The sequence below is a fragment of the Aquabacter sp. DMC10 genome, from assembly GCF_056314145.1.
Genome location: NZ_JBQUYX010000008.1, coordinates 181,559 through 201,835, shown reverse-complemented (window position 1 = coordinate 201,835; position 20,277 = coordinate 181,559). Strand labels below are relative to the sequence as shown.

Here is a 20,277-nt window from a genome sequence, read left to right as displayed (position 1 = left end):
TGCAAATTTGCAGGAATGAGCCTCATGGATTGGGACGACCTGCGCATCTTCCTCCATCTGGCGCGCACCGGCCGCATGTCCGGCGCCGGGCGTGCGCTGGGCATGGACGACACCACGGTGGGTCGGCGGGTGGCGCGGCTGGAACAGGAGGTGGGGGCGCCGCTGGTGGCCCGTGCCGGCCGGCGCACCGTCATCACCGAGCAGGGCCAGCGCCTCGCCCAGGCCGCCGAGGAGATGGAGGCGGTGGTCCTGCGCAAGATTTCCGGCCTCGGCGAGGACGAGATGCAGGTGGCCGGTCGGGTGCGCATCGGCGCGCCGGAGGGGCTGGGGGTGGGCTATCTCGCCGCGCGCCTCGCCACCCTCACCGCCGCCAATCCGCGCCTCCAGACCGAGTTGGTGGCCCTGCCGCGCGCCTATTCGCTGGCAAGCCGCGAGGTGGACATCGCCCTGACCCTCGACCGCCCCCGGGCGGGACAATTGAGTGTGCGCAAGTTCACCGATTATGGGCTGGGGCTCTATGGCACGCGGGCCTATCTCGCCGTACGCCCAGCGCCGGTTTCGGTGCACGATCTGAAGGCCCATGTGCTGGCGGGCTATATCCCCGATCTGCTCTTCACCACTGCGCTCGACTTCTCATTGCTCGCGGATCACGTGGAGGTCACGCCCGCCGTGCGCTCCACCAGCGTGATGGCGCAGGTGAATGCGGTGTTGAGCGGCGCCGCGGTGGGCGTGCTGCCCCATTTCCTCGCCGCCGCCCATGGGGCGCTGATCCCCCTGTTGCCGAAGGAGCTCACCTTCACCCGCAGCTATTGGATCTCGGTGCATGATGATCTGCGGCGGCTGAACCGCGTGCGGGCGGTGGTCGATGCCCTTCAGGCCGCCGTGCGGGAGGATCGCGCGCTTTTCGCCGGCCGGCGGCCCGGTCCTACAGATTGTTCAGCCTGAGCTGGCGGAGCAGCGGCACCAGTTCGTCACGCGCGTGCCGGCGGTGGGTGCGCGCCGCGTCCGCCGCCGCCTCGGGATCGCCGGCCCGGATGGCCTGCGTGATCGCGCCATGGGCCTGCGCCGAGCGGGTGGGCAGCGGCCGCAGATGGAGGGTGAACAGGCGGGCCCGGTGGAGCTGGTCGGTCACCGTGCCCACCATGCGGCCGAGCCGCTCGTTGCCGCTCGCCTGCGCCAGTGCATCGTGGAAGGCCTTGTCGGCCTGCGCCCAGGCCGGCCGGTCGGCGGAGGCAAGTGCGGCGTCCATCGCGGCCGTATGGCACTCCAGAAGCGTGGCGCTGGCCATCCGCTCCACCTCGGGCAGGCGGGCAAGGCGCTCCGCAGCGGCGCCTTCGAGGGCGATGATGACGTCGTAAATGTCCGCGATGTCGTCCGGCGAAAGGCCCAGCACCAGGATGCCCCGCTTGGGCAGGATGCGGACCAGGCCCTCCTCCTGGAGGCGCGCCATGGCCTCGTGGACGGGGGTGCGGCTCATCTCCAGCTGGCGGGCGATTTCCACCTCGCCGGCCTGGTAGCCGGGCGGATAGATGTTTTCCAGGACCGCGCGCTTGATGGCCTCATAGGCCTGGTCGGCCAGATTTGGCTTTTGCACCGCTGCGGGCGCGCGCAGGCGCAAGGGCGGGGCGTCGGCGCCCATGCGCGCGCCGTCCCTGCCGTCCACCTCTGCCTCCGCGTCCGCCATGGCCGTTCCGCTTCGCCGCGCCTGTCCTTCTTCTAGAGCGCCCCCCGCCCAAGCGAAAGCGCTCGGTGACGGTCTCCCCCGTGCACCCTTGGCGCCCTCGGGTTCCATCCTTGACACCTCACAGCATCGATGCAAACTTGCATGCAACAAAAAATTCATGGGAGGGGCGGGTGCATTCAAGGCTTCTTGCGATGGCGGCGGCTGCTGCCTTTGGTCTTTTCGCGACAGAGGGGCACGCGCAGTCCCGCTATCCGGAGCGGCCCATCACCATCGTCGTGCCCGCCGCCGCGGGTGGGCCGAGCGACACGGTCGCCCGCCTTGTCGCCCAGGCCATGACGCCCACGCTGGGCCAGCAGATCGTGATCGAGAACAAGGGTGGCGCCGGCGGCTCGCTGGGCGCGGGCGACGTGGCGAAGGCCGCGCCCGATGGCTACACGCTGCTGCTCTACCATATCGGGGTGGCCACCTTCGCCCCGCTCTATCCCAAGCTGCCCTACAAGCCGGAGGAATTCTCCCCCGTCGGCCTCGTCACCGAGGTGCCCATGGTGCTGGTGGGGCGCTCCGACCTGAAAGCCAACACCATGCCGGAGCTGCTGGCGCTGCTGAAGGAGAAGGACACCTCGCTCACCATCGGCACGGCGGGGGTGGGCTCGGTCTCCCATCTGTGCGCGCTGGTGCTGGCCAAGGAGACGGGCGCCAAGTTCGTGGACGTGCCCTATAAGGGCTCGGGCCCGGCCATGCTGGACCTGGTGGGCAAGCGCATCGACCTCATGTGCGACCAGACCACCAACACCGTGAACCAGATCAAGGCCGGCGACATCAAGGCCTTCGGTGTCACCACCCGCGCGCCCATTGCCGCGCTTCCCAACGTGCCGACCCTCGACCAGAGCGGCCTCAAGGGCTTTGAAATCACCGCCTGGCATGCGCTCTGGGCGCCAAAGGGGACGCTGGAGGCGATCCGGCTGAAGCTGTCGGAGGCGCTGAAGACGGCGCTGAAGGACCCCACCGTCATCGACCGCATGGCCTCGCTCGGCACCGTTCCCGTGCCGGACGACCTCGCCACCCCGGCCGCCCTCGACCGGCAGTTCCGTGCGGAGATCGAACGGCTCGGCAAGCTGCTGGCGGCCGTCGCCCCCAATTGAGCTTCACACCCCTTGAAACCTGAGACCCGGATCGTTTCGGAGACCCTGATGAAGACCTATAAGATTGCTGCCATTCCCGGCGACGGCATTGGCGGCGAGGTGATCTCGGCCGGCGTGGAGGTGCTCCACGCCTTGGCGGCGCGGGCGGGCACCTTCTCCTTCGCGGTGGATGAGTTCGACTGGGGCGGGGACTATTACAAGCGCCACGGCCGCATGATGCCGGAGAATGGCCGCGACCAGATCCGCGCCCATGACGCCATCCTCTTCGGCTCCGCCGGCCATCCGGACATTCCCGACCACATCACCTTGTGGGGCCTGCGCCTCGCCATCTGCCAGCCCTTCGACCAGTATGCCAACGTCCGCCCCACCCGCATCCTGCCCGGCATCACCTCGCCACTGCGGGGCGTTCAGGCGGGGACGCTCGACTGGGTGATCGTGCGGGAGAATTCGGAAGGCGAATATGCCGGCGTCGGCGGGCGCGTCCACCAGGGCTCGCCGCTGGAGGCGGCCACCGATGTCTCCATGTTCACCCGCGCGGGGGTGGAGCGCATCCTGCGCTTTGCCTTCCGCCTCGCCCAGTCCCGGCCCCGCAAGCTGCTCACCGTGGTGACCAAGTCCAACGCCCAGCGCCACGCCATGGTCATGTGGGACGAGATCGCCAACCAGGTGGCCGGCGAATTTCCGGATGTCACCTGGGACAAGATGCTGGTGGATGCCATGACCGTGCGCATGGTGATGAAGCCGGAAAGCCTCGACACCATCGTCGCCACCAATCTGCACGCCGACATTCTTTCCGATCTTGCCGCCGCGCTGGCCGGCTCGCTGGGCATCGCGCCGACCGCCAACTTGAACCCCGAGCGCGCCTTCCCCTCCATGTTCGAGCCCATTCACGGCTCCGCCTTCGACATCACCGGCAAGGGCATCGCCAATCCGGTGGGCACCTTCTGGTCGGCGGTGATGATGCTGGAGCATCTGGGAGAGGGGGAAGCGGCCACGCGGCTGATGGCGGCCATCGAGCGCGTCACCGGCGATGCGCGCTTCCACACGCCCGATCTCGGCGGCACCGCCCGCACCGCGGATGTGACCGCCGCCGTCATCGACGCCATCGCAGGCGCCAACGCCTGACACCGCAGCGGGGGGCCTCGCGATCCGCCTCCGGGCGGGTCGCGGGGCTTTTATGCGCCGGCGACATTCATTTGAATGTCATCCAACTGACGTCTCCCCTTCAATGACCATCCATAGGGTGCGCGCCATGTTCAAATGAACGTGGCGATGGATTGGTATGAACATAACGCCCCGGCAGCATGACATCGTGGACCGGGCCAAGCGCGGCGGCTTCCTCAATATCGAGGAGCTGGCCGCCCTCTTCGGTGTCACGCCCCAGACCATCCGCCGGGACATCAATCTCCTGTGCGATGCCAATCTGCTGCGCCGCCGGCGCGGCGGGGCGGAATATCTGGAGGCGCCACGGGTCAACCTGCCCTACGAATCCCGTCGCATCATCCATCCCGCCGCCAAGGAAGCCATCGGCGCCCATGTGGCCGGGCTCATTCCCAATGGCGCCTCGGTCTCCTTCGGCATCGGCACCACGCCGGAATTCGTCGCCCTGGCTATGCGCGGCCATGAGGACCTGACCGTCATCACCAACAACCTCAACGTCGCCATGGCGCTGAGCGGGCAGCCCTCCAACCGCATCGTGCTGCCGGGTGGGGCCGTGCGCCTGCCGGACCGGGATTTCCTCGGGCCGCAGGTGGAGGCCATGTATCGCGACTACCGGGTGGATTTCGGTATTTTCGGCGTCGCCGGCATCGAGCCGGACGGCACGCTCGTCGATTTCGACCGGGCCGAGGTGCTGGCGCGGCAAGCCATGCGCGAGAGTTGCCGGCGCTCCATCCTGGTGGCTGATGTCAGCAAGCTCGGCCGCCCCGCCCCCGCGCGCGGCGGACGGCTGGAAGAGGCGGACCTGCTGGTGCTGGATGCCCCGCCGCCGCCTGCCTTCACAGCCCTGTTCGCGGAGGAGGGCATCCGCGCGCGCCTGCGCATCGCGCAGATGGGTGCAGAGGGCGCGGGGAGCACGTCATGAGCTCGCTCGCCCCGCCCGCCGATTTCGTCCGCCTCGACCATGTCACCCGCACCTTTCCCGGCGGCGGCGGGGTGGAGGATCTTTCCCTGGCCGTGCCGCGCGGCAGCTTCACCGTGCTGCTCGGCCCCTCCGGCTGCGGCAAGTCCACCACCTTGCGCCTCATCGCGGGCCTTGAGACGCCCGATCGCGGCCGCGTCGAGATCGGCGGGCGCGACGTGACCGCCCTGCCGCCGGCCGCGCGCGGGCTATCGGTGGTGTTCCAGTCCTATGCCCTCTTTCCCCATCTCACCGTCGCCGAGAACATCATCTTCGGCCTCAAGGTGCGGCGGGTGGCGCGGGCGGAGCGGGACCGCAAGCTAAAGGAGGCGCTTCATCTGACGGGGCTTGAGGGCCTGGAGGATCGCCGCCCCGCCGCCTTGTCCGGCGGCCAGCGGCAGCGCGTGGCGCTGGCGCGCGCCATCGTGGCCGATCATCCGCTGTGCCTGATGGACGAGCCGCTCTCCAACCTGGACGCCAAGCTCCGCCATGCGGTCCGCCAGGACATCCGCGCCCTGCAGCGGCGCCTCGGCATGACCGTGATCTATGTCACCCACGACCAGACCGAGGCCATGGGCATGGCCGACCAGGTGATCTTGATGCGCAACGGGCGCATCGAACAGCAGGGCACGCCGGCCGAGCTGTATATGACCCCCGCCACGGCGTTTGCCGCCGGTTTCGTCGGCTCACCGCCCATGGCGCTCATTCCGGCCGCCCGCCTGTTGCCGGGCGTGCCGGCAGATCCGGCCTGGATGGCCGGTGTGCGGGCGGAGGACCTGCGGGTCGGCCGCCCCGGCGAAGGGCCGCTGGCGGCCCGGGTCTCCGCCGCCGAGTTCCTGGGCGCGGAGACCTTCCTCTACCTCACCCTTGCCAGTGGCGAGGACATGGTGGCCCGCGCGCCCGGCCGGCTGGAGCCGGCTCACGGCACCGAGGTCTCGCTGGCCTGGGACCCGGGCGCTGTCCACCTCTTCGACGGCGAGAGCGGCCGCCGGGTCCCATCCCCGCCGGCCCTGCCGGCCTGAGCCTTTCCCTTCACCCCCTGTACGCGTTCCTCCAACCCCCCGAAGGACACGAACATGAGACGCTTCCTCACCGCCGCCGCCACTGCGGCCGGCCTTCTTGCCGCCACCGTCTCGGCTTTCGCCAAGACCGAATTGACCATGTATTACCCGATCGCCGTCGGCGGCCCGCTCACCAAGGTGATCGACGGCATGATCGAGGGCTTCCAGAAGGACAATCCCGACGTCGCCGTCACCGCCGTCTATGCCGGCAATTATGACGACACCCGCGTCCGCGCGCTCGCCGCCATCAAGAGCGGCAAGCCGGCCCAGCTCTCGGTTCTGTTCTCCATCGATGCCTATGACCTCGTGGAGCAGGGCCTCGTGGTGCCCTTCGAGGACGTGGTGAAGACCGATGACGAGAAGGCCTGGCTGAATGGCTTCTACCCCGCGCTGATGGCCAATAGCCGCGTCGAGGGCAAGACCTGGGGCATTCCGTTCCAGCGCTCCACCATCGTCATGTACTACAACAAGGACATGTTCAAGGAAGCTGGCCTCGACCCCAACAAGCCGCCGAAGACCTGGGACGAGATGGTGGCCATGGGCAAGACCCTCACCAAGGAGGGCCGCTACGGCCTGATGGTGCCCTCCACCGGCTATCCCTATTGGATGTTCCAGTGCTTCGCGATCCAGAACGGCAAGGAGCTCATGAGCAAGGACGGCGCCGCCGTTCATTTCGATGATCCGGCCGTGATTGAGGCCCTCCAGTTCTGGAAGTCGCTCTCCACCGAGCACAAGATCTCGCCCACCGGCCTCGTGGAATGGGGCACGCTGCGCCAAGCCTTCGTGCAGGGCCAGACCGCCATGATGTGGCACACCACCGGCAACCTGACTGCGGTGAAGAACGAGGCCAAGTTCGACTTCGGCGTCGCCGAACTGCCCGCCCACAAGCAGCCGGGCTCGCCCACGGGCGGTGGCAATTTCTACCTGTTCAAGAGCGCCACCGAGGCCGAGCGCGCCGCCGCCCTCAAGCTCATCCGCTACATGACCGCGCCCGAGCGCGCCGCCGAATGGTCCATCGCCACCGGCTATGTGGGGGTGAGCCCCGCCGCCTATGAGACGCCCCAGCTGAAGGCCTATGGCGAAACCTTCCCGCAGGCGCTGGTCGCCCGCGACCAGCTCAAGGTGGCCATCGCCGAATTCTCCACCTGGGATACGGCCCGTGTCCGCGAGGCGCTGAACAACGCCATCCAGGCGGCGCTCACCGGCACCAAGAGCCCCGCCGAGGCGCTCAAGGCCGCGCAGACCACCGCCACCCAGCTGCTGAAGCCCTACAGCCACTGAGCATGAAGCGGGCGGACGCGGGTTTGGGAAACACCGCGCCCCGGCCGTAAGCGACACCGTCATGCTCGGGCTTGACCCGAGCATCTACGGCCAACCGCTTGGATGACCGTCGCACGGCTCGTCCAGGCCGATCCCCGTGGATGGCCGGGACGAGCCCGGCCATGACGGAACCGGCAGGTGCCCGCGGTTTTCAAGCGGGCTCTGACCGCCTCAATCGAAACCCGCCGGGGGAGGGCCTCTCGCGCTCCCCCGGTTTTTCGGATGATCCCATGCCCCTGTCCCGCGCTTCAGACACTCCCGCACCCGACGCGCTCGCGCGCCGCCAGCGGCAGCTTCTGGCCCTCTATGGCTGGATGCTGGTGACGCCGGCTTTGGTGCTGCTGAGCCTGTTCGCGGTGTGGCCGACGCTTGCCACCTTCTGGGGCAGCCTGTTCTCGCGCGGCACGGCGCGGCGGCCGGCAGTGTTCAACGGCATCGAGAATTATGCCGATCTCATCGCCGATCCCACCTTCTGGACGGTGCTTGGCAACACCCTCATCTATGCGGGCGTGACCATCCCCGCCTCCATCTTCCTGGCACTGGCCATGGCGCTGTGGGCCGATGCCAAGATCCCGCTGCGCAGCTTCGTGCGCGGCGCCTATTTCACCCCCACCATCCTGCCCATGGTGGCCGCCGCCAATCTCTGGCTGTTCTTCTATACGCCCGGCCTCGGTGTCATCGACACGCTCACTGGCCTCTTTGGCCTGCCGCCCGTCAACTGGCTCGGCCAGCCGCAGACGGCGCTGGGCGCGGTGATTGTCGTGACCGTGTGGAAGGAGGCGGGCTTCTTCATGATCTTCTATCTCGCCGCCCTCCAGACCATCCCGCCGGACCTGAAGGAGGCGGCGCGCGTGGAGGGGGCGGGGCGGCTGACCTATCTTCGGCGCGTGCTGCTGCCGCTCCTCATGCCCACCACCGCCTTCATCTTCATCAATGCGCTCATCAATTCGGTGAAGCTCATCGATCACCTGTTCATCCTCACCAAGGGCGGGCCGAACAACGCCACCAAGCTGGTGCTCTACTGGATCTGGGAAATGGCCTTCTCCTATTTCGACCGGCCCCACGCGGCCGCGCTCACCGTGATGGTGCTGGCGGTGCTGGGCGCGGTGGCGGTGTTCCAGTTCGCCGTGCTCGACAAGCGGATCCATTATCGATGAGCGTCGCCTTTCTCCCCCGCATCCGCCTCGTTCCGACGCTCGACGCCGCCGGCGCGCTGCTGCTCGCGCTCATCTGGATCGCGCCGCTCCTGTTCGCCGCCTGGGCTTCGGTTCATCCCGCCGGGCAGGCGCTGGATTTTTCCGGCAACGCGCCCTTCACCCTGGACAATTACCGCGCCGCCTGGGCCGCCGCGCCCTGGTTCACCTATGCGCTGAACACCCTCGCCTTGGTGAGCTTCACGCTTGCCGGCCAGCTCCTCTTGTGCACGCTCGCCGGCTTTGCCTTTGCCCGCTTTCATTTTCCCGGGCGCGAGGCACTGTTCGTGCTCGTCCTCCTGCAACTCTTCATCCTGCCGGAGGTGCTGATCGTGGAGAATTATTCCATGGTCTCGCGCCTGGCGCTCATCGACACCATCGCCGGCATGGGCCTGCCTTATGTGGCGAGCGCCTTCGGCATCTTCCTGCTGCGCCAGGCCTTCAAGTCGGTGCCGATGGAATTGGAGGAAGCGGCGCGGGTGGAGGGCTGTTCCTGGCTCGGCGTGCTCTGGCGCGTCTATGTGCCCGCCGCGCAGCCGGTCTACCTTGCCTATGCCCTCGTCTCCGTGGCCACCCACTGGAACAACTTCCTGTGGCCGCTCGTGGTGACCAACACGCCGGACACCCGTCCGCTGACGGTGGGCCTGTCGCTTTTCGGCGCGCCGGAGAGCGGGGTGAACATCTCCATCATCTCCGCCGCCACGTTGATGGTGGTGGCGCCTTTGATGGTGGCCTTCCTGATCTTCCAGCGCCAGTTCATCCAGGCCTTCCTGCGCGCCGGCATCCGCTGACGGCCGCGCCCCTATCGCTGCGACCAAATACAGCTCCGCCTAAGTAAAGCGTCGATTTCTGGTCAAGCTGCGAGGGGAATTACCACACGCACAATGTAGAGCTGAAGGTGTCTCCTCGGCCGGGGCAGATTTTGCGACGTAGGGGAACCTGGGCGCGTGCGGGCCGTTTCCTTGTGGTCCGCGAACGGCGGCGCCGCGCAGCGCCTGTGCGGGGCAGCCGAGGGCCAGCTTCCTCAGCCGCTCGCCCGCCGTCGCCGGACGCATCCGCCCCATTCAAGGACATGCTCCCATGGCTCAGCAGAAATCAATGAAGCAGGACAACGGTCAGGACAGCTCGCTGAACGAATTGTTCCTGGAGACCCTGAAAGACATCTATTACGCCGAAAAGCAGATCCTGCGCGCGCTGCCCAAGATGGCCAAGGCCGCCCGCTCCGAGGAGCTGAGGAACGCCTTCAAGCAGCACCAGGAGCAGACCGAAGGCCAGATCGATCGCCTGGAGCAGGTGTTCGAGATGCTCGGCAAGGCCGCCCGTGGCAAGCACTGCCCGGCCATCGTCGGCATCATCGATGAGGGCAAGGAGATCATCGAGGACTTCTCCGGCAAGGACGCGCTGGATGCCGGCCTCCTGGCGGGCGCGCAGGCGGTGGAGCATTACGAGATCTCCCGCTACGGTACGCTGAAAACCTGGGCCCGGCAGCTCGGCATGATGGATGCCGTGCCCCTCTTCGAGGCCACCTTGAAGGAGGAGAAGGAGACCGACGCGCTCCTGACCCGCCTCGCCGGTGCAGAGGTCAACGCCAAGGCGGCGTGAGGACGCGCGCAGCGGCGAATGCCGGCCCGAAGCGGATCGGCGCCGCGTGCGGCGGTCCGCGGCCCTCTGACCATGGGAGGTCACCATGTGGCTCAAGCCGAAGCTGATCGCAGAACAGGAAGCCGATGGGCATGACGTGATGCCCGGCTGGTGGGCGGTGGCCGAAGACGGCACGCCGGTCTCCGGCCCCTATCCCAGCCGCGAGGCGGCGGTGGTGGGCATCGGCAAGCGCGGCGCGGACCAGCCTACTGGCCGCCCCGGCGAGGCCGGGCCGCCGCCGGAGGAATGAGGGCCGGCCATGGGGCAGGGCCTCACCAACGGCCCGCTCGGCGCGGGCACGGCGCATCTGTGCATCGACATGCAGCGCCTGTTCGCACCGGGGGGACCCTGGCCGACGCCATGGGCGCCCCGCATCCTGCCCGCCGTGCTGGGGCTGGTGCAGCGGGCCCCGGGGCGAACGGTGTTTTCCCGCTTCCTGCCGCCGGACAAGCCCCGGGACATGCCGGGCGCCTGGCAACGCTTCTATGAGCGCTGGCGCCATCTGACGGGCGAGAGGATCGCGCCGGACCTGCTGGACCTTGTGCCGGAGCTTGCCGCCTTCACGCCGCCCGCTCAGGTGGTGGACAAGTCGCGATATTACGTCTTTTCCGGCCCGCGCTGCTTCCCTGTCCTGCGGCGGATGCAGGCCGACACGCTGGTCCTGTCGGGAGCCGAGACGGACGTGTGCGTCCTCGCCACCGTGTTTGACGCGGTGGACCTGGGCTTTCGCACCATCATCGCGCGGGACGCCATGTGCTCGTCCTCGGACACCGGCCACGATGCGGTGGTGACGATGCTGCGCGCCCGCCTGCCGCAGCAGGTGGAACTGGCCGAAACACAAGACATCCTCGCGGCCTGGAACCCCGTCGGCGTCCCCTGAGGCCGAGGGCCGGGGCCGCGCAACACGGGAGATCCCCCATGAACGCATCCACCCGCCCGCCGCTGCCGCCCCAGCAGCAGCCCATGCCGGGCGACACCAACGCCATGTCCCCGCGCCCCGATCATGGCGAGACCAGCTATGAGGGCTCCGGCCGTCTCAAGGGCATGAAGGCGCTCGTCACCGGCGGCGACAGCGGCATCGGCCGCGCGGTGTGCCTTGCCTTTGCTCGCGAGGGGGCGGATGTGTGCATCGCCTATCTGGAGGAGCACGAGGATGCGGAAGAGACCCGCCGCCTGGTGGAGGAGGCCGGGCGCACCGCCATCCTGTCCGCCGGCGACATCTCCGACCCCGCCTTCTGCAAACGCCTGGTGGATGACGCCGCCGAGGCCCTCGGCGGCCTCGACATCCTCGTCAACAATGCCGCCCATCAGGCGAGCTTCGAGAGGCCGGAAGATATTTCCGACGAGGAATGGGCGCACACCTTCGCGGTGAACGTCCATGCCATGTTCTACCTCAGCAAGGCCGCGCTGAAGCACATGAAGGCGGGCAGCTCCATCATCAACACCGCCTCCATCAATTCCGACCAGCCCAGCCCGTCCCTGCTGGCTTATGCCACCACAAAGGGGGCCATCCACAATTTCACCGCCGGCCTCGCCCAGGCCTTGGGCGAACGCAACATCCGGGTGAATGCGGTGGCGCCGGGGCCCATCTGGACGCCGCACATCCCCTCCACCATGCCGGAGGAGGCGGTGCGCACTTTCGGCGCGTCCGTGCCCATGGGCCGTCCGGGCCAGCCGGCGGAGCTCGCGACCGCTTATGTGATGCTGGCCGATCCCCGCTCCAGCTATGTGTCGGGCGCCACCATCGCGGTCACCGGTGGGCGTCCCTTCCTGTGAGCGCAAAGGCGCGGGCGCTCCGGGCGCCCGCGCATCCCTTGAGGTGAGATTTCCCTAACGGGCGCCGATCACCATCTCCTTGATCCAGCTTACCAGCAGGCGGGTGTAGGCGGCGCGGCTGCGCTCGTCCGAGAGCCCATGGTCGGCGCCGGAAATCACCCGGTAGGTGAGGGAGCGCACCTTCCGGCAGGCGGAGATGTAATTGGCGATGGTGGGGTGGGGGATATAGTCGTCACTCTCGGATTCGATAATCAGCACGTCGCCGCGAAACTTCGCGCAGGCGCCCAGCGCGCGGTTCTCGCGGGGCGCGATCTCCTGCGAGCGGAACAGGTTGAGATCGATGCGGTCGATCTTGCCCTTGGGCCGCTCCCAATGCTTGTCGCGATAGATGGCGGGCACCCGCAGCGACATCCAGCGCACCGGGCGCACCTCGGACAAGAGCGGGGCGAGATAGGCGCCATAGCTGGAGCCGATCACCGCGATGGCGCGCTGGTCGACGCCGGGCTGGGAGACGAGGAGGTCATAAGCGGCGAGCGCATCCTCGAAATTCTGCCGCGGCGTCACCGTATCGCGCATTTCTCGGGTGGCGGCGTGGCCGCGCAGGTCGAAGGTCAGGCACATGCAGCCCAGCGCCGAGATTTCGGCGGCGCGCCGGAGGTCGCTCTCCTGGCTGCCGGACCAGCCGTGCAGGAACAGGATGCCGGGAACGCCGGTGGCCGGCACCGCGAAGGTGCCGTCCACCAGTTCTTCCCCGGCCATGAACTGGACTTTCTCACTCCGCATGGGATCGGGATTCGACGAGCGCGTATTTTGCGAGGGGTCCGACTTCGGAGTCGTCAGCATCGTAATAGACATAGGCCTCTTCAGGCGGGCTTTCGGCGCGCCCATAGACTTCATGGCAGGAGGCGACGACAAAGCGCAGCTCGTCATCGCCGGCGAAGGCCCGCAGCGCAGCGATCTCCGCGCCGCTGGCGCCGCCGATACGCCAGCTCTGCTCCAGCACGCCTGACCGCAGGGTGCCGCGCGCGTCGCGGCCGATGGCCACGTCATAGTTGCGCCGCGAGGCGAAGAAGCCCGCGAAATGGCGATCGGCCGCCGCGTCGAACGCGCGGGCCTGTTCCAGGGCCTGGCTCATTTGCGGGGAAAGGGTGGTGCGGGAAAAGGCGGAGAAGCCGCCCCGTGCGCACAGGAGGCGCGACCCGCCATAGACCTGCTGGCCTTCATTATCCGTGGTGGCGTGCTGGGTGCCCACATAGGCAATGGAATGATCGCCCACCCTCACACGGCCGACCGAGAAGGTGGTGACCTCCGAGAGGTTGGTTTCAAGGACGAGGCCGCAGGCGGACAGGCAGTCTTCCGGCATGCGGGCGATGGCCGCCTCGGCATCCCCGGCATCCCCCGCCACATGCTGCTGATGGCCACCGTCCGCCCAGGCGGGCTTCAGCCGCACCGGGCCGTGCGGCAGCAGCCGATAGAGGGCGGTGCGGGCATCGGCCTTGGTGAAGGCGGAAAATCCCGGCAGGGCATGGGCCATCATGTCCTGCGCGAAGGCCAGGCTCCAGCCTTCCGGACGGGGGGACCCGGGGCTCGGGAGGGGATGGACAATGGCCTTCCCGCCCACCACCAATTGCGGCACCACGCCGCCGAACAAATCGTCGTCCGTCGTGATCTTCAGCGGCTGCGCATCCGCTTGGAGCAGGGTGAGGTCGGGGACCACATAGGGGCGCGCGGCTGAACCCTCGCGCGTCGTTGTGAAGGGAGCCAGGGCCTGGGCGAGCGCGGCAACGCTCCGGCTGCGATGGCCCGCATGGTCCAGCCCCGGCGCGGGGTGGTGCACGATGCGGCGGCCCCCGGCTGCAAGGTCAGAAGCCGGGCGGGAGGCGGTGCGGCTGGGCATGGAAGGGCTCGTCAGGGGGTGAGGGCGCATGGCGCGGTCTCCTATCGCAAGGTCAACGCGGGATTTTCCTCCCGCGTTCCCTGCGGCCATCCCGCCTACTGGCGCACGGGCGCGTTACCGGGCTCCGCGGGCGCCGTGGGCTGGGCTGGCGTTGCCGGGTCGGACGGCGCGGGGGCCTGGGCCGGGTCCGGCGTGATGGTGCGGGTGGTGGGAATGAGGGCCATTACCATGCCGATGATGAAGACCAGGAAGGCCACGGCGATGATCGCATTCTTCATGTTCATGGGCTTTGCCTTTCCATGGGCGGATGGGATCAGGACGGGTCTTCCCCAGGCAGGCGCCGTCCCGTCTCCTGGCGGCGGCGCCGGCGCTGCCAGGTGCCGTAGATGATGAAGCCAAGCAGGAGGGCGGCGCCGCCCACCACGGCGAAGAAGTACAAGCCTGCGGCGGCGTCGCTCGCTGCGGCCCAGTTCATGGCGCATTCCTCCAGCGTTCGGGCCCGTGAGGCCCTTCCGTAAGGTCGTCATCGGGGCAACGGGTGGGAGGCGCCTTGGTTCCTGGGGTGCGGCGTAGGGTCCGGGCGGGGCGCGTCAGCGGCCTTCCCGAATGAGGGTGGCCAGCAGGGTGGCGCGGCGCATGGGCGAGCGGTAGCGCTTCAGGAGCTGGGAGAAGCGGCTCAGCGTGCCGTCCTCGAACGCTTCCACCACGGCCGGCAGAACATAGCTCTTGCGGCAGATGGCGGGGGTGTTGTGGAGCGTCTCGGCGGCGATGCGCACCGCCTCCAGGATCTGTGCATTGCGCCGCCGATCGCTGGCGGCGGGCGCGCGGCCCGCCAGTTCTTCCAACACCCGGGCGGAGGCCACCAGGGTGCGAAAATCCTTGAGCGAAACGGGAATGCCCGCCACCTGCTTGAGATAGGCATTCACATCGCCGGCTCGCACGGCGCGGACCTCGCCCTCCCCGTTGCGGTACTGGAACAGGCGCCGGCCCGGCAATTGGCGCAGACCCGCCACCAGAGCGCGGAAGCGGGGATCGGAAATGGCGCACACCACCTGGCGTCCGCCCTTGGCCTGGAAGCTCAGCTGCAGCCCCTCCGGCTTCTCGCGCAAGTTCGACTTGAGCAGCGTCGCCGCACCCCGTGTGCCCCGCGCCTTCGCATAGGCCTCCTCGCCCGGGCGGATGGCGGTGAGCGTCACCAGTTCCACCACCCCGGCCAGCGCCAGCACCCGCGACCCCAGCGGCGCGGCCAGGTCGCGCGCCACCCGCCGGCGGATGCGGGGCAGGGCCTCGGCAAAGCGGGCGAGGCGTTCGGCCTTGAGCTGGCCCCGCACCTCCTCCCAGTCAGGGTGGTAGCGATACTGCACGCGCCCCGCCGCATCCCGCCCCACCGCCTGGAGATGGGCGCGGGGATGGGCGGAGAAGCGCACCTCCTGATAGGCGGGCGGCACCGCGAGCGCGGCCAGGCGCGCAATGACGGCCTTGTCGGTGAGGGGCGCCCCGGCGCCGTCGAAATAGCGATAGCCACGGCCATAGCGGCGCCGGGTGATGTCGAGCGTATCGCGCTGGACCATGACGAGCCCGGCGGCCCGGGCCAGCTTAGCCGTCGTGCGGGTCCGCGCCGTGCGGCCCGATGCCTTGGCGGTGGCACGGGGCAGCTTCGGGTGCGGGGGCGACGGGACGGCCGTGGCCTTGCGCGACGGGAGAGGCGAGGGTGTGGTTTGCAGGGGCATGGGAGGGTGTCATCCTTCGGGATGGAGGGCGCGCCGACGGGCGTGACGCCCGGTCGGCCGGTCCTCTCCCGTTGGGAAAACGCGCACCAAGAGGGCCTGTTCCTACCGGCGCGGGGGGAACGGAAGGAGCGAGCGGACATTCCCCTCTTGTCCCACACGGAGGGAGACTGCCCATGACCGAGACCCCCCACAATGCCGCGCGCGTGCGCCATGCGGTGGATAGCGGCGCCACGCGGGACAAGATCCGCTACCCCGACCCAGCTGCCGCGCCGCTCGGCACCGATGACGAAGCCGCCGGCCAGCCGCCCCGTGCGGGCGGGCCGCCCCAGAAAGGCGATCGCATTGCCGATGGCGACACCGCGCTGGGCGAGCTCTACGCCCCGGCCGGCGAGGAGGACAACCGCGCCCATGCCACCGCCCCGCCCAGCTGGCGCACCTGGGCTTTCATCGCCGCCGGCCTGGTGGTGCTTGGCCTGGTGGTGGCGACGTTCGCCAGCTAGGTGCGGCGAGGGGCCCCCACCCGCCGTATGGGGTGGTCGATGAGGGCTTGGAACAGCAGGGGGGGCCGAGGTCGTTGACCGCCACCGGGCGGAGGCCGTGGGGAAACCCTTTTGCCGGCGGCGGCGTTGACAGGTGACACACCCGCGTGCGGCAGGAGCGGAAAATGGACGAAAGAACAACAGCCTACCCGGACGACGCCCGGCAGAACCTGGAAGACCAGCACAATCCCCCCCTGTTTCAGCACGCAGCGATGCGCGGCGATCTCGACCAGGCCCTCGTCCATCAGGGTGGCGGCACCACGGGCGAGGTGGGGGGAGATCGGCCCGCCGAAGTCTTCGACAGCCCGCTTGCCGCCCGGAACGGGCGGGATGTGATTGGCGGTGCCGATGCGCCGGAGCCCCATTGGGACGCCCCACTGCCGGTGCGCATCCTCGTTGCCTCCGCCGGCAACCTGGAAATCCGCACCTTGCGGGATGCGGGGGCTCTCGTCTCGGGACGCCATTTCACCTTGTCCCACTCGGCGGCCCTGCAGGAGTGCGCCGACCTCTTGGGGCAGGCCGCCCGCAGTGGCGACCCCGATGACGTGGCGAGGGCTGCCATGCAGCTTCAAGGCTATCTGCGCGTGCTGGCCCTGGCGTAAGGCCGTGCGCGGCTGCGCCATCCGCTCGCGCGCGGGGCGGCTGGATCTTCACCGCGGCGGCAGGCGTTGACCTGTCATGCAGCCCGACGCTCCCACCCCGCCCCTTGCCGCCAAAGACCGCCCGCGCCTGCGTGTGCTCACCTATAATGTGCGCAGGTGCCTGGGCCTTGACGGGCTTTACGCACCGGAGCGCATTGCGCGGGTGATCGCGCAAACCCGCCCGGACGTGGTCGCGCTCCAGGAATTGGACGTGAACCGGCTGCGCAGCGGGGCGGTGGACCAGGCCCGCGCCATCGCCGCCCAATTGCGCATGGGCCACCATTTCCATCCGGCCATCCGGGTGCTTGAGGAGCTTTATGGCGACGCCATCTTGTCCGTCCACCCCATGCGCCTCGTGAAGGCCGCCGCCTTGCCGGGGCCGGTGGGACGGCGCTGGATCGAGCCGCGCGGGGCGCTCTGGGTGGAGGTGGAAGTGGCTGGCCGGCCGGTCCAGGTGCTGAACGCCCATTTTGGCCTTCTCCCGCGCGAGCGGCTCGACCAGGCTGGCGCCCTGCTGGGGCCGGACTGGCTCGGCCATCCCCACTGCCAGGGCCCCGCCGTGCTGCTGGGCGATTTCAACGCCCGCCCCGCCTCCTCTGCCTACCGCTTGCTCGCCACCCATTTGCAGGACGCCCAGCGCGCCCAGGGCCGTCCGCCCGCCGCCACCTTTCCCGGCCGCTGGCCGCTGCTGCGCATCGACCATGTGTTCGTGCGCGGGGGGCTGGAGGTGGAGGGGTGCGAAGTGGTCAGCGGGCGGGAGGCGCGCCTTGCTTCCGACCACCTGCCCCTCCTGGCGGATCTGCGCCTTCCCGCTCTGTCGCCGCCCTCCCGGGGGCAGGATCTGTCCGTCCCCGTCGGCCCTCTTCCCGTCAGCGAGACCACCCTATGAGCGGCGCCCTTTCTGGGACCGCCCGGCGGGGCGCGGCATTCCTCGGGCGGCTGCGCGCCCTCGGGACCAGCCGGACGGTCCAGCTGGGCGCCTTCCTTGCCGCCGTGGCGCTTGGTGCCAGCCTGCTCTGGCATGCGTTGAGCCGCTACAGCCTGGAGGAGTTGAGCGCGGCGGTCAGCGCCGTTCCGGGCCTGCGCCTGGCCGGAGCCGCGGGCTTCGCGGCGCTCAGCTACCTCTGCCTGACGGGCTTCGATTATCTCGGACTGCGCTGGATCGGGCGGCCGCTACCTTATGGGCGGGTGGCGCTGGCGTCCTTCACCAGCCTCTCCCTTGGCCATTCCATCGGGTTTGCAGGCTTGAGCTCGGGCGCCATCCGCTATCGCTTCTATTCCCGATGGGGGCTCAGCGCGGCGGAGGTGGCCCAACTGGTTCTGTTCTGCGGCGTCACCGTGGGACTCGGCCTGTCCATGCTGGCGGGCATCACTCTGGTGGTGGACCCGGCCACGGCGCAGAGCCTTCTGCGCCTCCCCGTGGAGACCATCATCACCCTCGGCGGGGCGGGCATCCTCGTGCCGCTGGCCTATCTCGCCTGGGCCATGCTGCCTGAGCGGTTCGCGCGGCGCACCCTCTGGCGCCTGCGGCGACCCACGGCCGGGCTCGCGCTGGCGCAGATCGCGGTGGGCACGGCGAACTTCGCGCTGGTGGCCGCCTGCCTGCACCAGGCGCTGACCTCCGTGGCTGAGGTTGCCTATCCCGCCGTGGCCTCCGCCTATGTGGCCGCCAACACCGCGACCTTGCTCACCCATGTGCCGGGAGGCCTTGGGGTGGTGGAGACCGTGGTCCAGCATGTGCTGCCGGGCGAGAATCTGATCGGCCCGCTGCTGGTCTTCCGCTTTGTCTATTTCCTGGCGCCCCTGGTGCTCGGCCTCTTGCTGCTCGCCGTCACCGAGCTGGCCAGCCGCCGCAGCTCACCCTAGGGCGCTGTGCGGCTCATGGCGCGCCACAGACACGCCTGCGCGTGGAACGGAGGGCCGCTTCAGCGCCAGAGCTTGTCCCACAGCCGCGAGAGGGAGAAGGGCTCCACCGGGTCGAGGAGCGCGGTGCCGGGGATGGGGTGCGTCGGCCCCTCCCGATAGGGCGCCTGGAACGGGCGCAGGCGACGCGACCCGCCGTTCAGCAGCTCCACCGAGGCAATGAGCGAGCCTGAGGCCTGGAGCTCCGCCGCCATCCGCGCGGGGCTGATGCCCAGATGCTCGGCCAGGAGCCCGTTCCGCACATGGGCGACGGCAGTGCCCGGATCGTCGGCGCCCGCGTCCAGCGTCACGTCGAACTCGCTGTCGAGCCCCACGGAGCGGTTGTTCAGGTTGGAGGAGCCGACCCAGAGATAGCGATCATCCGCCACCAATAGTTTGGCATGGACGAGAATGGAGCAGGGGCCGTCGCGACCCTCCACCACGGGGTGGAACACCCGCATGCGCCGGAACCGGTCCGCCCGCGCCAGGCGCCGCAGCAGGCGGTTGCGGTTGGCGCCCATGATGGCGCGCTCGAACCAGGAATGGGTGGTGTCGCTGACCACCGCGACGATTTCAGGCCCGTCCGGCTCCTGGAGGCGCCGCTCCAGGATCTCGCCCACATGATGAGCGGTCAGATATTGCGCCTCCAGATAGATGGACCGGCGGGCCGCGCGCAGAACGTCGGTGAGGAGGCGGGGCGCCTCAGCGATGCGGGGGCGGTCCTTCCAGGCGGGGAGGGAGCGGGCAAGGGCGATGGGCGTCTGGGCAAAGGCGGGTGCCACCGCGTCGGGCCAGACCATGGGATCGCCGGCGCGGCAGGGCAGGGCGATCACTTCGCCCGTGCAGCCGGTCCAGCGCTCCTGGGCGAGGGCGCAGATGTCGGCCGCCGCCGGCCCGTCCAGCATCAGCATGGCATCATGGACGGGGCCGTAGGGCGTGCCATTGGGCAGGCGGCGATGGGGATTGTCGGGGCAGTGGTCGCTGGTGTCCCAGCGATCCACGGTGAGGTCCATGCCGCCGGTGAAGGCGAGCGCGCCGTCGATGCAGACGATCTTCTGGTGATGGGCCGAATAGGCGAAGTGGGTGGGGTCGAGGCGCACCTGGATGCGCGGATGATCCTGCCAGGCCTCGCCCAGGAGAAGGCCCACCGGGGCGCTCGGCCCGTGGACCACGGCCGAGCTCCATACCAGCACCCGCACATTCAGGTCGGCATGGCGCTCCACTTGCCGGCGCAGCAGATCGCCCAGAGTCTCATCGCGGGCGGGGTCGTCGGGGCACAGGCGGATGCGACCGTCAAAGTCCCAGCCCACCACCAGGATGGAATGGCGGGCCTCCAGGATGGCCGCGTGCAGGGCGGCGAAATAGGCGCGGCCATCCACCAGCAGCCGGGCCCGGCGGGAGGTGGTGATGCGCGAGCAATTCTGGCCCTCGCGGAACAGGGCATTGGACGGGGGGGCGGCGAGCGCTGTTCGCGCCGACGGGGCGGCAGGATCGGCGGCAGGGCCAATGCCTTGGCGTGCCAGGTCGAAGGGCGTGTTCCACGCATTCAGGGAGGACGACGCAACCACGGACATCCGCTCCGTTCATGTGGGCTGTCCTGCCTCAATGCCGGCGGCCCGCGTTCGTTCCTGA

General features: G+C 69.1%; 23 protein-coding genes. 16 read left to right on the top strand and 7 right to left on the bottom strand.

What is annotated here, in order from left to right; translation table 11 throughout:
* Positions 1-24 precede the first annotated feature (24 nt).
* On the top strand, positions 25-945 hold the full coding sequence (locus ACT54L_RS20535) for a LysR family transcriptional regulator (RefSeq protein WP_476087498.1): 921 nt from the start codon (positions 25-27) through the stop codon (positions 943-945).
* Here ACT54L_RS20535 and ACT54L_RS20530 read toward each other — a convergent pair.
* Positions 926-1,684 carry a GntR family transcriptional regulator gene (locus ACT54L_RS20530; protein ID WP_476087497.1) on the bottom strand — a complete coding sequence of 253 codons (759 nt, stop codon included), beginning with the start codon at positions 1,682-1,684 and terminating at the stop codon, positions 926-928. The two genes, ACT54L_RS20535 and ACT54L_RS20530, sit on opposite strands and share 20 nt — an antisense overlap.
* A gap of 191 nt (positions 1,685-1,875) precedes the next feature.
* Here ACT54L_RS20530 and ACT54L_RS20525 point away from each other — a divergent pair, with 191 nt between their 5' ends.
* The 11 genes from ACT54L_RS20525 to ACT54L_RS20475 all read left to right on the top strand — a co-directional run bounded on the left by ACT54L_RS20525 (position 1,876) and on the right by ACT54L_RS20475 (position 11,936).
* A complete protein-coding gene (locus tag ACT54L_RS20525) occupies positions 1,876-2,826 on the top strand; it encodes a tripartite tricarboxylate transporter substrate-binding protein (protein ID WP_476087496.1) in 951 nt (316 codons plus the stop codon).
* A 48-nt stretch (positions 2,827-2,874) separates the two neighbouring features.
* Positions 2,875-3,951, top strand: coding sequence for a tartrate dehydrogenase (locus tag ACT54L_RS20520; protein ID WP_476087495.1), 1,077 nt, complete (start codon positions 2,875-2,877; stop codon positions 3,949-3,951).
* Between the two features lie 157 nt (positions 3,952-4,108).
* The gene (locus tag ACT54L_RS20515) at positions 4,109-4,909 is read left to right on the top strand and encodes a DeoR/GlpR family DNA-binding transcription regulator (RefSeq protein WP_476087494.1); all 801 of its coding nucleotides are present in this window, start codon (positions 4,109-4,111) and stop codon (positions 4,907-4,909) included.
* Positions 4,906-5,967 (top strand): ABC transporter ATP-binding protein, encoded by a 1,062-nt coding sequence (locus ACT54L_RS20510; protein WP_476087493.1) that lies wholly within the window; start codon positions 4,906-4,908, stop codon positions 5,965-5,967. The genes ACT54L_RS20515 and ACT54L_RS20510 overlap by 4 nt, the downstream gene beginning before the upstream one ends.
* A gap of 54 nt (positions 5,968-6,021) precedes the next feature.
* Entirely contained in the window at positions 6,022-7,287 is a 1,266-nt protein-coding gene (locus ACT54L_RS20505) for an ABC transporter substrate-binding protein (protein ID WP_476087492.1), read from the top strand.
* 269 nt (positions 7,288-7,556) lie between these two features.
* Entirely contained in the window at positions 7,557-8,483 is a 927-nt protein-coding gene (locus ACT54L_RS20500) for a carbohydrate ABC transporter permease (protein ID WP_476087491.1), read from the top strand.
* Positions 8,480-9,310, top strand: a complete 831-nt coding sequence (locus ACT54L_RS20495; RefSeq protein WP_476087490.1) for a carbohydrate ABC transporter permease — start codon at positions 8,480-8,482, stop codon at positions 9,308-9,310. Before ACT54L_RS20500 ends, ACT54L_RS20495 begins: the two co-directional genes overlap by 4 nt.
* Before the next feature lie 289 nt (positions 9,311-9,599).
* Positions 9,600-10,121, top strand: a complete 522-nt coding sequence (locus tag ACT54L_RS20490; protein WP_476087489.1) for a YciE/YciF ferroxidase family protein — start codon at positions 9,600-9,602, stop codon at positions 10,119-10,121.
* A gap of 85 nt (positions 10,122-10,206) precedes the next feature.
* A complete protein-coding gene (locus ACT54L_RS20485; RefSeq protein WP_476087488.1) occupies positions 10,207-10,410 on the top strand; it encodes a hypothetical protein in 204 nt (67 codons plus the stop codon).
* A gap of 9 nt (positions 10,411-10,419) precedes the next feature.
* Positions 10,420-11,040: a cysteine hydrolase family protein gene (locus ACT54L_RS20480; RefSeq protein WP_476087487.1), complete on the top strand. Its 621-nt coding sequence runs from the start codon at positions 10,420-10,422 to the stop codon at positions 11,038-11,040.
* A gap of 38 nt (positions 11,041-11,078) precedes the next feature.
* The gene (locus ACT54L_RS20475; RefSeq protein ID WP_476087486.1) at positions 11,079-11,936 is read left to right on the top strand and encodes an SDR family oxidoreductase; all 858 of its coding nucleotides are present in this window, start codon (positions 11,079-11,081) and stop codon (positions 11,934-11,936) included.
* A 54-nt stretch (positions 11,937-11,990) separates the two neighbouring features.
* On the opposite strand, the gene ACT54L_RS20470 is transcribed toward ACT54L_RS20475, so the two are convergent.
* The 5 genes from ACT54L_RS20470 to ACT54L_RS20450 all read right to left on the bottom strand — a co-directional run bounded on the left by ACT54L_RS20470 (position 11,991) and on the right by ACT54L_RS20450 (position 15,563).
* Positions 11,991-12,695 (bottom strand): alpha/beta hydrolase family protein, encoded by a 705-nt coding sequence (locus ACT54L_RS20470; protein WP_476087485.1) that lies wholly within the window; start codon positions 12,693-12,695, stop codon positions 11,991-11,993.
* A 13-nt stretch (positions 12,696-12,708) separates the two neighbouring features.
* Positions 12,709-13,863, bottom strand: coding sequence for a DUF3182 family protein (locus ACT54L_RS20465; RefSeq protein ID WP_476087484.1), 1,155 nt, complete (start codon positions 13,861-13,863; stop codon positions 12,709-12,711).
* 65 nt (positions 13,864-13,928) lie between these two features.
* Entirely contained in the window at positions 13,929-14,117 is a 189-nt protein-coding gene (locus ACT54L_RS20460) for a hypothetical protein (RefSeq protein WP_476087483.1), read from the bottom strand.
* A gap of 29 nt (positions 14,118-14,146) precedes the next feature.
* Positions 14,147-14,308: a hypothetical protein gene (locus ACT54L_RS20455; protein ID WP_476087482.1), complete on the bottom strand. Its 162-nt coding sequence runs from the start codon at positions 14,306-14,308 to the stop codon at positions 14,147-14,149.
* Positions 14,309-14,423: 115 nt separating this feature from the next.
* Positions 14,424-15,563 carry a DNA topoisomerase IB gene (locus ACT54L_RS20450; protein WP_476087481.1) on the bottom strand — a complete coding sequence of 380 codons (1,140 nt, stop codon included), beginning with the start codon at positions 15,561-15,563 and terminating at the stop codon, positions 14,424-14,426.
* 173 nt (positions 15,564-15,736) lie between these two features.
* On the opposite strand from ACT54L_RS20450, the gene ACT54L_RS20445 reads away from it, so the two are divergent.
* From ACT54L_RS20445 to ACT54L_RS20430, 4 genes are all read left to right on the top strand, one after another.
* On the top strand, positions 15,737-16,063 hold the full coding sequence (locus ACT54L_RS20445; protein WP_476087480.1) for a hypothetical protein: 327 nt from the start codon (positions 15,737-15,739) through the stop codon (positions 16,061-16,063).
* A 164-nt stretch (positions 16,064-16,227) separates the two neighbouring features.
* Positions 16,228-16,704, top strand: a complete 477-nt coding sequence (locus tag ACT54L_RS20440; protein ID WP_476087479.1) for a hypothetical protein — start codon at positions 16,228-16,230, stop codon at positions 16,702-16,704.
* 76 nt (positions 16,705-16,780) lie between these two features.
* Complete coding sequence (locus tag ACT54L_RS20435; RefSeq protein ID WP_476087478.1) at positions 16,781-17,632, top strand: endonuclease/exonuclease/phosphatase family protein; 852 nt, start codon at positions 16,781-16,783, stop codon at positions 17,630-17,632.
* Positions 17,629-18,609: a UPF0104 family protein gene (locus tag ACT54L_RS20430; RefSeq protein WP_476087477.1), complete on the top strand. Its 981-nt coding sequence runs from the start codon at positions 17,629-17,631 to the stop codon at positions 18,607-18,609. The genes ACT54L_RS20435 and ACT54L_RS20430 overlap by 4 nt, the downstream gene beginning before the upstream one ends.
* Positions 18,610-18,668: 59 nt before the next feature.
* Here the strand turns inward: ACT54L_RS20430 and ACT54L_RS20425 are convergent, their stop codons facing one another.
* Positions 18,669-20,219 carry a phospholipase D-like domain-containing protein gene (locus ACT54L_RS20425; RefSeq protein WP_476087476.1) on the bottom strand — a complete coding sequence of 517 codons (1,551 nt, stop codon included), beginning with the start codon at positions 20,217-20,219 and terminating at the stop codon, positions 18,669-18,671.
* Between the last annotated feature and the right edge of the window lie 58 nt (positions 20,220-20,277).